General features: G+C 68.1%; 10 protein-coding genes. 6 read left to right on the top strand and 4 right to left on the bottom strand.

From position 1 onward, the window contains the following. The 4 genes from MLGJGCBP_RS08730 to MLGJGCBP_RS08715 form a co-directional block, all read right to left on the bottom strand. Positions 1–828 (bottom strand): cbb3-type cytochrome c oxidase subunit I (locus tag MLGJGCBP_RS08730; RefSeq protein ID WP_201453002.1); only part of this gene is annotated, 828 nt, incomplete at its 3' end. Positions 829–945: 117 nt separating this feature from the next. After that, on the bottom strand, positions 946–1,893 hold the full coding sequence (locus tag MLGJGCBP_RS08725; RefSeq protein WP_007296028.1) for a M56 family metallopeptidase: 948 nt from the start codon (positions 1,891–1,893) through the stop codon (positions 946–948). Next, positions 1,890–2,249 carry a BlaI/MecI/CopY family transcriptional regulator gene (locus MLGJGCBP_RS08720; RefSeq protein ID WP_007296029.1) on the bottom strand — a complete coding sequence of 120 codons (360 nt, stop codon included), beginning with the start codon at positions 2,247–2,249 and terminating at the stop codon, positions 1,890–1,892. Before MLGJGCBP_RS08720 ends, MLGJGCBP_RS08725 begins: the two co-directional genes overlap by 4 nt. A 35-nt stretch (positions 2,250–2,284) precedes the next feature. After that, the gene (locus MLGJGCBP_RS08715) at positions 2,285–3,238 is read right to left on the bottom strand and encodes a M23 family metallopeptidase (protein ID WP_007296030.1); all 954 of its coding nucleotides are present in this window, start codon (positions 3,236–3,238) and stop codon (positions 2,285–2,287) included. A 355-nt stretch (positions 3,239–3,593) separates the two neighbouring features. Between MLGJGCBP_RS08715 and MLGJGCBP_RS08710 the strand changes: the two genes are divergently transcribed. The 6 genes from MLGJGCBP_RS08710 to MLGJGCBP_RS08685 all read left to right on the top strand — a co-directional run. Continuing rightward, the gene (locus MLGJGCBP_RS08710; protein ID WP_012686878.1) at positions 3,594–6,245 is read left to right on the top strand and encodes an AMP-binding protein; all 2,652 of its coding nucleotides are present in this window, start codon (positions 3,594–3,596) and stop codon (positions 6,243–6,245) included. Between the two features lie 303 nt (positions 6,246–6,548). Next, positions 6,549–7,586 (top strand): iron ABC transporter substrate-binding protein, encoded by a 1,038-nt coding sequence (locus MLGJGCBP_RS08705; protein WP_012686877.1) that lies wholly within the window; start codon positions 6,549–6,551, stop codon positions 7,584–7,586. 20 nt (positions 7,587–7,606) lie between these two features. Further along, a complete protein-coding gene (locus tag MLGJGCBP_RS08700) occupies positions 7,607–9,172 on the top strand; it encodes an ABC transporter permease (protein ID WP_007296034.1) in 1,566 nt (521 codons plus the stop codon). Then, positions 9,169–10,209 carry an ABC transporter ATP-binding protein gene (locus MLGJGCBP_RS08695; RefSeq protein ID WP_007296035.1) on the top strand — a complete coding sequence of 347 codons (1,041 nt, stop codon included), beginning with the start codon at positions 9,169–9,171 and terminating at the stop codon, positions 10,207–10,209. Before MLGJGCBP_RS08700 ends, MLGJGCBP_RS08695 begins: the two co-directional genes overlap by 4 nt. 859 nt (positions 10,210–11,068) lie before the next feature. Then, positions 11,069–11,809, top strand: a complete 741-nt coding sequence (locus MLGJGCBP_RS08690) for a hypothetical protein (protein ID WP_007296036.1) — start codon at positions 11,069–11,071, stop codon at positions 11,807–11,809. Between the two features lie 80 nt (positions 11,810–11,889). Next, positions 11,890–13,217: TIGR03118 family protein (locus MLGJGCBP_RS08685; protein WP_160094887.1), on the top strand; the 1,328-nt coding region annotated here is incomplete at its 3' end.

The following is a 13,217-nucleotide window of genomic DNA, read 5'->3' as shown; positions in this document are numbered from 1 at the left end:
CGAGACGATGCCGAAGAACGGCAGCGCGATGATGTACACCTCGGGGTGACCGAAGAACCAGAACAGGTGCTGCCACAACATCACTCCACCGGAGGCGGGGTCGAAGATGTGGGCGCCGAGCTGGCGGTCGGCGAGCAGCGCCAGCAGCGCCGCGGTCAGCAGCGGGAACGCCAGCAGGATCAGGATGCTGGTGATGAAGATGTTCCAGGTGAAGATCGGCATCCGGAACATCGTCATGCCCGGCGCGCGCAGGCACACGACGGTGGTGATCATGTTGACCCCACCCAGGATGGTGCCCAGGCCCGAGACCAGCAGACCGACGATCCACAGGTCCGCGCCGATCCCGGGTGAACTCACCGCGGAGCTGAGCGGGGCGTAGGCGGTCCAGCCGAAGTCCGCGGCACCGCCGGGGGTGATGAAGCCGGCGGTCGCGATGATCGCCCCGAACAGGTACAGCCAGTAGCTGAACGCGTTCAGGCGGGGGAACGCCACGTCGGGGGCACCGATCTGCAGCGGCAGGATGTAGTTCGCGAAACCGAACACCACCGGGGTCGCGTAGAGCAGCAGCATGATCGTGCCGTGCATGGTGAACAGCTGGTTGTACTGCTCGTTCGACAGGAACTGCATGCCCGGCACCGCGAGCTCGCTGCGCATGATCAGGGCCATGAGGCCGCCGATCAGGAAGAACGCGAACGAGGTCACCAGGTACATGATCCCGAGGACCTTGGGATCGGTCGTGGTGATCATCTTGTAGACAAACGACCCCTTGGGCGCCGTGCGGGCGGGATACGCCCGGGTGGCGACCGGTGGGGGTGCGATGGCGGTCATGAGATGCCCGCTTCCTGTCGAAACGCAATCAATGAGACGTCGACAGCCTAACCGAACTACTACGCAACATAGTATTTAGGGGGTGGGGTCCTCACCGCGGAATCCGCGAAAACCGTGTCAGGTCAGCAGGATGCACGCAGTCATGGTCGTCACCGACACGACCGTCAATGCGACAACCGCGGGCACGGTGACCGTCACGGCGGCCGCCGCGCAGCACGCCAGCCGGGAGAATCGGGTGTGCGGCGCCCGCCGCAGCCGCCACAGGCGCAGGTTCATGTCGTTGCCCAGCCCGAGCGTGAACGCCGGGGTCGGCAGGGCGGCATCGGCCACGACGGACAGCGCCGAGCTGACCACGGCCGCGCTGGTGACCCGGGCAGCCTGCTCGTCGGCGGCCAGCTCGATCACGGTCTTGATCGCCCGCGGAGACCGGGCGAAGAGCGGCACCATCGGCAGAACCCGGGCCAGCAGGTCGGCGACACCGACGATCAGGTGATGGTGCCCGCTCAAATGGGCACGTTCGTGGGCGAGAACGGCGTCGCGTTCGACACCGCTCAGGCTCGACGACAGCCCCTCGGTCGCCACCACGAAACCGGGACGCCCGGAAACCGAATAGGCCATCGGCAGTGGATGATCGAGCCACATCACGTCGTCATGGCCCTGTTCGGTGCGGGCGACGATCGCGACCACATCACGGTGAAAGTCCTGCATGTGGGACCGGGAGACGGACTGCTGCCGGGCGAAGAAGACGGCCCGGGCGACCACACCCGCACCGACCATCAGGCCCGCGGCGACCAACGATGCCCCGATCCAGGGGGCAGCGGTGTGCGAAACGGCGGAGAAGCACCGCACGATCGTCTCGATCACCCCCTCGGCCGGAGCGTGGTCCGGCCAGGCGAGGACGACCACCGCCGAGCCCGCGAAGAACAGCACACTGGCCATACTCGCCAGCCAGAACGCCAGCACCACGTTGGGCCGGATCCCCGAGAACGGCATGGTTTCGAGCACGGGTGGGGCCAGGACCGCCACGAGGACAGCGCCGACCAGCAGCACGGCCGCGAGGGTCACTTCTTGCGGCCCTTCCGCAGCCCCCGCCGCAACGCTTCCTGCTCGGTCTCGGAGACCGTGCCCGCGAAGTGCAGCAGAACCGCCGCGGAATCGTTGCTGCTGTCGAGCAATTCCCGCAGTGCCTGCGACGTCGCTTCCTCGCGGGAGCGCACCGGGAAATAGAAGTAGGCGCGGCTGCGCTTCTCCCGCTCCACCCAGCCCTTCTCGTGCAGATGGGTCACGACCGTGAGAATCGTGGTGTACGCCAACTGTTTGCGCTCGCTGAGCGTGTCGAGCAGATCGTGCACCGACAACGGCTCGGCCGAGGACCACAGGATGTCCATCACCTCGGCTTCGAGGCCACCGAGTCCCTTCATGGTCCTCCTCACGTACCGAAAATCTGTCCGATCACTCAGTCGGATGATGTCATGTTGATGCCCCGCGCCCGCAGCCACGCCATCGGATCGGTCTTCATTCCGTCGGCCTGCCAGACCTCGTAATGCAGATGCGGGCCCGTCGACTGCCCACGATTGCCCACGGTGGCGATCTGCTGACCCGCCCGGACCTTCTGCCCCGCCGTGACCAGGGCTTCGTTGATGTGCCCGAAGACGCCGACGGTGCCGTCGTCCTGCAGGATCCGCACCCACATGCCGAACCCGGAGGCGGGTCCGGCCTCGAGCACGGTGCCGTCGGTGACCGACACGATCGGGGTGCCGATGTCGTTGGCGATATCGAGCCCGTAGTGGGTGGTGCCCCAGCGCGCCCCGTAGTTCGAGGTGAGGGTTCCACTGACCGGTGCGATGGAGGTTCCCGGCGGTCGGAGGAACCCTCCGCCGCTCCCCGGGGTGGCCTGGGGAGTCCGGGCGGCCCGGTCGGCTGCCTCGCGGGCGAGGCGTTCGGCCTCCCGCTCCCGTGCCTTCGCCAGCTGATCTGTGAACTTCGACAGCTCCGCAGTCTCGGGGATCTGCAGCACCTGCGGCACCGCGGCGAGGGCCGCGGCTATCGGATCGGGTGCGGGTTGCGGGGCCACCTCCGAGGCCTGCGGGGTCGGGTCGGCCGGTGCGGCGTGCGCGGTCGAGGTTCCGGCGGCGAGCAGCGCCCCGGTGGCCATAGACAGCACCATCGCCCGCCCGCCGGGCCGGGCCGGCGTGGGTTGCCGATGCGCACCGCCGCGGCGGTGCCGCGGAGCGTGCGGCGCGGCGGCCGGAACGGCCGCCCACTCCCCCGTCTCGGCCTGTCCCTCGCCGGCGGCCGGGTGCGGGTCGACCGCGGGGGCAGAAGTCACCGCACCCACGGCGGCCGTCGTGATGTTCTCGTGATCCCAGCACACGTCGAGATCGGGTTCGGGCTTGCGGTGACGTGCCAAGATCGCGTTCCTTGCCGGAGTTGAGATAACGAAACGATGACGGACACGCACACACTACTACTATCTTGCATAGTTTTTCATTCGGGGCTTGACTCCGCCCACCAGCGCGGGGACACCCCGGCCCGGGTCATTCGGCGGCGTTCGGTCCCCGACCGCCGCGGGCGTGCGCCAGTCACCCCTCGGTGCGCGCGGTGGTGGGCGCTGCCGACTGAAATTACCTCGGGCAGAGACCGAAATTCGGCAGGACAATTCGCGCCTGGGACCGGTGTTCGAAACGGTCCGCCTGTCGCTCCTCGGACGGCATCTGCGGCCCTACCAGGAATATTAGGTACGGCATGCCTTATAGACTCTGTCGGTGTCCAGCTCGTCCTTCCATCTAGAGCGCTTCGGTGTGCGTTTCGTGCGCGTGTTGGGAAGATTCGGTGACTCTCTGGCGCTGATTACTCCGGGCGAGACGGTCACCTACCGTGAACTGGCAGAACGCGTCGAGCGGAAGGCCTCACGGCTCGGCGGGACCCGTCGTCTGGTGCTGGTCGCCGGCAGCAACGAGGTTGATCTGGTCGTCACCTATCTCTCGGCCCTGTTCGCCGGGCATCCGGTGCTGCTGGCACCGGGCGACAATCCCGACAGCCTCGAGGCCCTGATCGCCGCGTACCGACCCGACGTGGTGGTGCGCAGCGCCGACGGGCGCACGGTGGTCGAGGAGCTCCGTGAGTGCTCCGTGCACCTGCTGCACCCCGACCTCGCGCTGCTGCTGAGCACCTCCGGATCAACCGGATCACCGAAACTCGTCCGCCTCTCGCACCGCAACGTGCAGGCCAATGCCGAGTCGATCGCGGAATACCTCGACATCCGCGACACCGACCGTGCTGTGACTACGCTGCCCATGCACTACTGCTACGGGTTATCAGTCATCCACAGCCACCTGCTCCGCGGCGCCGCCCTGATCCTCACGACCCACTCGGTCACCGACCCCGGGTTCTGGGACCTCTTCAAGGCCCACCGCGGCACCAGCTTCGCGGGTGTGCCCTACACCTTCGATCTCCTCGACCGGATCGGGTTCGACGAACTGGATCTGCCCGACCTGCGATACATCACGCAGGCCGGCGGACGGCTCGCACCGGACCGGGTGCGGGCCTACGCGGATCTGGGTCGACGGCGGGGCTGGGAGTTGTTCGTCATGTACGGGCAGACCGAGGCGACCGCCCGGATGGCGTACCTACCACCGGAACTCGCCGCCACCCACCCGCAGTCGATCGGCCGGCCGATTCCCGGCGGATCCTTCCGGCTCGAACCGGTCGCCGACGCCCCGGACGGTGCCGGCGAGCTGATCTACGCGGGGCCGAACGTGATGCTCGGCTACGCCCACACCCCCGACGACCTCCGCCTCGGTGACACCCTCGGCGGCGAACTCCGGACCGGTGACCTCGCCCGGCAGACGGGTGACGCGTTGTACGAGGTGGTCGGTCGCCGCAGCCGATTCGCCAAGGTCTTCGGACTGCGGATCGACCTGCAGCACGTCGAGTCGGCCCTCGCGCAGCACGGGCTGACGGCCTGCTGCGCGGGCGGCACGGACGAACTGATCGTGGCCGTCCAGCACTGCGGCGATGTGGACACGGTCCGGCACGCGACCGCCCGGGCCTCGGGTCTTCCCGTCGCGGCCATCCGGGTGTTCCCCGTCGACGAGCTTCCGCGGACCTCGACGGGAAAACCCGACCTCCGCGCCGTCGCCGAGCTGGCACACGCGTCCGAACCCCCGATGGCCACGCAATCGACCACAGGCCCCGACACCGGCGCCGTAAGGGCGCTGTATGCCGAGATCCTCCACTGCACGCACGTCACCGACGACAGCACCTTCGTGAGCCTGGGCGGCGACTCCCTGTCCTACGTGCGGATGTCCCTGCGACTCGAGGAGATGCTCGGCCACCTCCCCGAGAACTGGCACACCACGCCTGTCGGGGACTTCGCACCGGCTCCGCGGCGACGCCGGTGGCGGAGGATGGAAACCAACGTGCTGCTCCGCGCGGTCGCGATCGTGCTGATCGCGGGCTCGCACATTCACCTGTTCACGCTGCTCGGCGGAGCGCACGTGCTCCTCGGGGTCGCCGGCTACAACTTCGCCCGGTTCCACCTCGGCACCGCCGAACGGACCGAACGCGTCCGCCACACCCTCGGGAGCGTCGCCCGGATCGCCGTTCCCAGCATGGTGTGGATCGGATCCGTCATCGCCCTCACCGGGGACTACCGCATCACCAGTGCGTTCCTGCTCAACGGAATCTTCGGTCCGGACGGGTGGTCCGCCGAGTGGAGATACTGGTTCGTCGAGGCGATCGTGTACATCGTGCTCGTCCTCGCCGCGGTGCTCTACATACCGCTCGTCGACCGCATCGAGCGCAGGCACCCGTTCTGGTTCGCGATGGGGTTCGTGGCTATCGGCCTGCTCACCCGGTACGGACTGGTCGATGTCGACGACAGCCGGAATCGCATCCTGACCGCGTCGGTGGTCTTCTGGTTGTTCGCTCTCGGCTGGGCCGCCGCCAAGTCGACGACCATCTGGCAGCGACTCTGGGTCACCGCGGTGGTCGTGGCCACGGTTCCCGGGTTCTTCTTCGGCGAGACTCGACGGGAAATCATCGTCGTCGGTGGGCTCTGCCTGCTGGTGTGGCTCAAATCCGTTCCCTGCCCCATGGTGCTGAGCCGAGTGGCAGGGGTGTTGGCGAGTGCGTCCCTCTACATCTACCTGACACATTTCCAGGTGTATCTGCCGCTGCGCGACGACCATCCCTGGTTGGCGCTGGCGCTATCGATTGTGGTCGGCATCCTCTACTGGCGGGCGGTGACATTCGTACTCGGCCTGTGCCGACGGCCCGGCGTCGTGCGTTCGGAATCTGATCGGAACCGGATCGCATCGTTATTGGTTCGAACCTGCGCGTCACGGCAACGAGACAAGCGCCCACCGATCGACGGGCGCATTGATCACAGGCATGTCAGGAGCGACGTTGGGTGATTCTCGCCGCGCACGTCGACGATGTGCGGGTGGCGGTTTCGGGCGTTGATTGGCTGTCCCGGTGTGGGGATCACCCGACCCAGTTCCTCGTACACAGGGACGTCCACGTCCACCCGGTGCGAGCCTTCTTCCACGCTGGACGCCGCCGGTCCGGGTCCTTCCTTCCCTTCTCACCCAGACGGGCCGACGCCCCAACCTCCGCTCAGTCCACCAAATCCGAATGGTTAGGTTTGCCAATCCTGCAAGTAGCATCATTTTCCTGGAGACGGCTGGAAGAGGTCCCGCTGCGGAAGAGGACGGACGATGAGGATGCGGATCGGACTGATGTCGGGGGTGGCGCTCGCCACCGCCGCGGTGCTGACGGTGGCGGGGTGCTCGGATTCCGGTTCGGACAACGGCACCGACTCCGGCGCCGCCAACCAGATCACCGTGTACAACGCCCAGCACGAATCGTTGACCCAGGAATGGGCCGACGCCTTCACAGCGGAGACCGGCATCGAGGTGGAACTGCGCAACGGCAGTGACACCGAACTCGGCAACCAGCTCGTGGCCGAGGGTGACCAGTCGCCGGCCGACGTGTTCCTCACCGAGAACTCCCCGGCCATGACGCTGGTGGAGAACGCCGGGCTCTTCGCCGACGTGCACCGGGATGTCCTTGACCAGGTCCCGGGCCAGTACCGGCCGTCGTCCGGCAAGTGGACCGGCATCGCGGCCCGTTCCACCGTCTTCGCCTACAACAAGGACATGCTGCCAGACCAGCTGCCGAAGTCGCTGCTCGACCTGCAGGATCCCGCGTGGAAGGACCGCTGGGCGGCGTCCCCGTCGGGGGCCGATTTCCAGGCCATCGTCAGCGCACTGCTCGAGCTGAAGGGTGAGGACGCCACCCGGCAGTGGCTGGCCGGGATGAAGGAGAACGTCCGCACCTACAAGGGCAACGGCACGGTGATGAAGGCCGTCAACGCCGGCGAAATCCCGGGCGGTGTGATCTACCACTACTACTGGTTCGGTGATCAGGCCAAGACCGGAGAGAACAGCAACAACGTCGCTCTCCACTACTTCAAGAACGAGGATCCGGGAGCATTCGTCAGCGTCTCCGGTGGTGGCGTCCTGCAGTCCAGCACGAAGCAGGATGCGGCGCAGCAGTTCCTGAAGTTCGTCACCGGTCAGAAGGGGCAGGAGGTCCTGCAGACCGGGACGTCGTTCGAGTACACGGTGGGCAGTGGCGTGCCGGCGAACCCGAAGCTCGTTCCCCTCGCTGAACTGCAGGCCCCGCAGGTCGACCCTGCGAAGCTCAACAGCCCGCAGGTCACCGAGCTGATGACGGAAGCCGGTTTGCTCTGAATCTCGCACTGATCGGCCGCGTGCGGTCGGGCGACGCGGCCACGGCGCGTCGCCCGACCGCCCGGCCGCACCTGCCCTTCCCATTGGCGGTCGCCGCGGTGATCGTGGTGGCCGCGTCGTTCATTCCGCTCGGCTACGTGATGGTGCAGAGCATCGCGACGGGCTGGGACACCGCGTCGGCGCTGCTGTTCCGCCCGCGGGTACGCGAATTGCTCTCGAACACCGTGTTGTTGGTCGTGGTTACGGTGCCGATCTGTGTCGTCCTCGGCGTCCTCGCCGCCTGGCTCGTCGAGCGCACGCGGGTGCCGGGTGCGAAGGTGTGGGCGGTGCTTCTCGCGGTGCCTCTGGCTGTTCCGGCGTTCGTGAACAGCTATTCCTGGGTGACGGCGATTCCCTCCCTCGGCGGGCTGCGCGGCGGTGTTCTCATCGCGACCCTCTCGTACTTCCCTCTCGTCTACATTCCGGCGGCCGCGACACTGCGCCGGCTGGATCCGGCCGTCGAGGAATCGGCGCGGGCCCTCGGTGTGGGGCCGTGGGCGGTGTTCTTCCGCGTCGTGGTGCCGCAGCTGCGGCTGGCCATCGCGGGTGGGGCACTGTTGGTCTCGCTGCACCTGCTCGCCGAATACGGCGCATTCGTGTTCATCAGGTTCGACACGTTCACGACGGCGATCTTCGAGCAGTACCAGTCGACGTTCAACGGAACCGCGGCGACCATGCTCGCCGGTGTCCTGGTGCTGCTCTGCCTCACCTTGCTGGTGATCGAATCGGTCGTCCGTGGCAGCGCCCGATACGCCCGGATCGGGTCGGGTGCGGCCCGCCGGGCCGTGCCCGCCGAACTCGGCTGGCGGTACTCACCGATCGTGCTTCTGTTCCTCGGGGTGCTGATCGCGGCGTCCGTCGGTGTCCCGGTCGTCAGTGTCGTGCGGTGGCTCGTCATCGGCGGGAGCGCGGTCTGGGAATGGGACGCCGTCGCGTCCGCGCTGGTGCAGACTCTCGGGTTCGGCATCGCCGGCGCCGTCGTGACGTGTGTAGTCGCCTTCCCGATCGCCTGGATCTCGATCCGCCACCCCGGCCGGTTCAGCCGCTTCCTCGAGGGCGGCACCTACATCTCGAGTTCGCTGCCCGGCATCGTGGTGGCACTGGCATTGGTCACCGTCTCCATCCGCTACCTCCATCCGCTCTATCAGAGCGTCGCCGTCGTGATCGCGGGCTACGCGCTGCTCTTCCTGCCGCGTGCGCTGGTGAACCTGCGGGCCGGTCTCGCGCAGGCGCCCGTCGGGCTCGAGGAGGCGGCGCAGTCGCTGGGTCTCTCACCGCTGTCGGCCTTCGTCCGGGTCACGCTGCGGCTGGCCGCCCCGGCCACCGCGGCGGGCGGGGCCCTGGTGTTCCTGGGGATCGTCAACGAGCTGACCGCCACCCTCCTGCTCGCGCCCACCGGCACCCGCACCCTGTCCATGCAGTTCTGGTCGCTGAGCAGCGAGATCGACTACGCCGGCGCCGCACCGTACGCGCTGATCATGATCGTGCTGTCGCTGCCCATGACCTACGTGCTCTTCTCCCAGTCGAAAAAGGTAGCGGGACTATGACATACGCACTCGAAGTGGACGGACTCGACAAGTCGTTCGGCGCCGCGGCGATCCTCCGGCACGTCGCATTCGCCGTCGAGGCCGGATCCACGACGGCGATCGTCGGACCGTCCGGTTGCGGCAAGACCACCCTGCTCCGCCTGATCGCCGGCTTCGAGAAGCCCGATGCCGGCACCATCGCACTGGCCGGCCGGGTCGTCGCGGGCGGTGGCTGGACGCCCGCGCACCGGCGGTCGGTGGGGTACGTCGCCCAGGACGGTGCGCTGTTCCCGCACGCCACGGTCGGCGCGAATGTCGGGTTCGGGCTGCCCCGCCGGGCCCGCACCCCGGCGAGGATCGCCGAGCTGCTCGAGATGGTGTCGCTGGATTCGTCGTACGCGTCCCGGCGACCCGACCAGCTCTCAGGCGGGCAGCAGCAGCGGGTGGCACTCGCGCGGGCACTGGCCCGCGAACCCGAACTCATGCTGCTCGACGAGCCGTTCTCCGCACTGGACGCCGGCCTGCGGGCGAACACCCGCAGGATCGTCGCCGACGTCCTCGCGAAGGCCGCGATCACCACCATCCTCGTCACCCACGACCAGCCCGAGGCGCTGTCGTTCGCCGACCGGGTTGCGGTGATGAGTGCGGGCCGGCTCGCCCAGATCGGTACCCCACGCGAAATCTATTCCACCCCGATCGACGTCCCCACCGCGGAGTTCATCGGCGACGCCGTCGTCCTGTCGGCGCACGTCGACGGCGGCCGCGCCCGCTGCGCCCTCGGCGACGTGGCCGTGGCCTCGAACGGCGTCCACGGGAGCGCCCGAGTGATGTTGCGGCCGGAGCAGATCGAGGTGACCACCGATGGTGCCGGTGTATCCGGGACGGTCGTCGACGTCGACTATCTGGGGTCGGAGATGTTGCTCGGTATCCGCCTCGACACCGGGGACGGGGAGGTGCCCGAACGGGTCACCGTCCGCCGCTTCGGCGCCACCGCCCTCACCCCCGGCGACCGTGTCGGCATCCGCGTTCTCGGGAAGGCCGTGGCGTACGACCTGTGAAAGCTTCCCCCACGCGATGATGGTCGACGCGGTGCCAGTAGGCGGCGGCTCGACCGATCATCCAGGACCGGGCAGGCGTCTACGCGGTGGCGGCGGGGACCGGCACCGCGGTGGGAGGGTGGGGGTGGAGGCACGAACGCGGTCAGGCGGCCGGCGAGGTATAGGCGAGGAGGCGGCCTAATCCGAGGGACTATTCGGGCAGGGTCTCCGTGGCACCGACCTCGTCGATCGGGGCGCCGAGTGCTTACTACGGATGGTGACGACGTCGCCGGTCCGGTGTGTGAAGCCTTGCCCTGGCAGGTCGCGGTCCACGGTCGGCGCGAACAGGGTTCCGGTATAGAGGGCACCAATCACGACGCGAACCTGACAGTCCACGAGGACATTCCCCGTCCTTCACGTGCCCGAATGAAGAGACCCCCGACCCGGAAAGGGTTCGGGATCTCCGTTCGTTGTGGGCCGAAAGGGCGGTCGGAGCGGCCGGGAAAATCGGACACCACGGTGTGTTCGCTGTCACATCAATTGACTTCGGGTATCCGAACATTTTTACTTAGATCGCCAATCAGCAAAGGGCAGCCTTAGCTACACCCTGTGAAGGGTCCGTGAAGTCTGGAGGAGCGATCGTGACCATGAGCACTCGTCCCCAGGACGAGATCGATCGCGACCCCCACATCGCCGACCGGTCAACGACGGACCGAACACGCCTGCGAAGCAACGACTTCGAGGGGTCGAACGTGGCAGTGCGGTAGTTCGCACACCACTCCCCATCGGGTCACGGCGTCCGGGGCAGCGCGCGCCACCAACCGCACCAAGTCGGCGCGGATCTCCGTTCGCGCACTCTTCACCAGAACCGGACTCACCGATGCAGAACACCTCCCCCTCCACCACCGACTCGCCAACCGCCGACCCCGGGACCTCGTCCCCCACCGCGCCGACCCTCCGGTCACCGGTGACCCCACTTCCGACGCGGCAGGCGCGGACCGCCAGGATCATCTGGGGTGAGGACCGGGGCCTCCCGTCGTCACGCGCCGTCGACACGGGTACACGTCGGATGCTGGCAAGTGAGCCGGACCGACCACTGGCCCTGCATGATTCCTGGTGGGCCATTGCAGTCGCCGGAGTGCTCGCCTCCGCGACCCTGACGGTGGTGCTGTGGATCTCGGCGCACGTCACCGTGGATCCCGTGCTGCACACGGCGGCGCTGTTCGTGCACCTGGCGTCCCTCGTGCTCGGTTTCGGTGGCGTCCTGATCGCCGACTATCTGGTGCTGGTGTGGGTGTCGGGCAGATCGACCCTCGCCGAGGCGATCGCCGGAGCACACCGCCTGCACCTGCCGATCTGGTTGGGTCTGGCCGGGCTGGTCGCCAGCGGCGCGCTGCTCGAACCGAATCTCGCCTCGACCCTGACCCGGATCAAGGTCCCCTGCGTGCTGATCCTGACCCTCAACGGTCTGCAGGCATTGATCCTGAGCCGGCGCATGGCCCGCGCCGCAACCGTCTCGCTCGCACCCACCCTGACCATCTGGGGGGCGGCCACCGCTTCGGTCTCCCAGATCTGCTGGTGGACAGCGGTATGGATCGGCTTCTGGAACGCCGAACACTGACCTCTTCCTGCCATCTCGACTGCCCTTCCCCGGACCGACACGACCCTTGTGCGGCACCGGAGATCTCGAAAGGAACTGCCATGCCCCACCACCCACCACGTCGCTTCTCGATCACCTGCGCCGGACCCCTCGCCGCGCTGCTGCTCGGCGCGACCGGATGCAGCCCCGCCGCCCCGGCCGCCGACACCGAGTCGCTGCCCGGCAACCGCTATGCCGCTGCGACGCTCGTGGCGAGCAACGACTCGTACGGCGCCGCGGCCACCTTCCCCGAGATGGTGAACGCCTGGGGTATCGCGATCCGCCCGCAAGGCGAAGGCGGACACTTCTGGGTCGGCGGCGGCGGAACCTCGTTCGAGTTCGTCGGCGACGTGAGCGCCTCACCCAACCCGGCGCTGCGCCCGTTGCACCAGGACGCACTGCACGAGGTCACCGTCCCCGGCACCGACTCCGACACCTCCGACACCGGCGGCGGGAAGATCACCGGCGTGGCGTTCAACCCCGCACCTCTGGCCTCCGACAGCTTCGCCGTCACCGGACAACCCGTCGACGTCGACGGGCACCCCGAGCTGCTCGCCGGGTCCTCCCGATTCCTCTTCGCCACCGACACCGGTCGCATCGCCGGCTGGACCGAACAGGGCGCCGACGGTCGGATCGTCCGCCGCGACGGACCCGCGCTGCAGATGTTCGACGGCGGCCCCGCGGGGATGAACTTCTTCGGCCTCGCGCTTGCCTCGGGCCGCGACGACACCTTGTGGGCGGCCGACTTCGGCGCCGATCCCCAGATCCGGCAATTCGACAAGTCCTGGCGACTGGTTCCGACGCAGGGATTCGTCAACCCGTTCGCGACCGGCGACCCGATCGATCCCGCCGACCCGGGGTCGGGTAAGCGGGCGAGGCCGGGTGATCCGGCCCCGTTCAACCTCGTCACCGCCGGCGACCGTGTCTTCGTCACCTACGCCGTCACCAAGGCCGCCGAGGACTCCGCCGATGGCCGCGAATTCGATGCGGGCGAGGAGGACTCGCTGGATGCCGAACAAGAGGTCGCGGCCGGCGACCGCCCGGACCGCGGCAAGATCGCCGAATTCGACCGGGCCGGCAACCTCGTGCGGGTGCTCGACGACGGCGGCCGCCTCAACTCACCGTGGGGCGTGGCCGTCGCCCCGGCGGACTTCGGGGCGCTCAGCGGCAGCATCCTGGTCGGCAACTTCGGGGGCGCCGGACACATCGCCGCATTCGACGACACCACCGGCGCCTTCATCGACTACGTCCGGGACGAATCCGGTGCGGTTCTCGGCGTGGAGGGGCTGTGGGGGCTGCTGTTCGGCAACGGAGAAAGCCTCGGCGACAGCAACTCGCTCTACTTCACCGCCGGCCCCGCCGACGAGAAGGACGGCGTCTTCGGCCGCCT

The organism is Rhodococcus sp. T7 (assembly GCF_009872365.1).
GTDB lineage: Bacteria > Actinomycetota > Actinomycetes > Mycobacteriales > Mycobacteriaceae > Rhodococcus_F.
The sequence above is the reverse complement of the archived record's forward strand: the minus strand, read 5'-3'. Positions and strand labels throughout refer to the sequence as shown.

What these genes read in the sequence shown, in the direction of transcription:
- MLGJGCBP_RS08690 (WP_007296036.1), top strand. Translation starts at nt 11,069, where the DNA reads ATGCAGAACACCTCCCCCTCCACCACCGACTCGCCAACCGCCGACCCC.
- MLGJGCBP_RS08695 (WP_007296035.1), top strand. Translation starts at nt 9,169, where the DNA reads ATGACATACGCACTCGAAGTGGACGGACTCGACAAGTCGTTCGGCGCC.
- MLGJGCBP_RS08705 (WP_012686877.1), top strand. Translation starts at nt 6,549, where the DNA reads ATGAGGATGCGGATCGGACTGATGTCGGGGGTGGCGCTCGCCACCGCC.
- MLGJGCBP_RS08720 (WP_007296029.1), bottom strand. Translation starts at nt 2,249, where the DNA reads ATGAAGGGACTCGGTGGCCTCGAAGCCGAGGTGATGGACATCCTGTGG.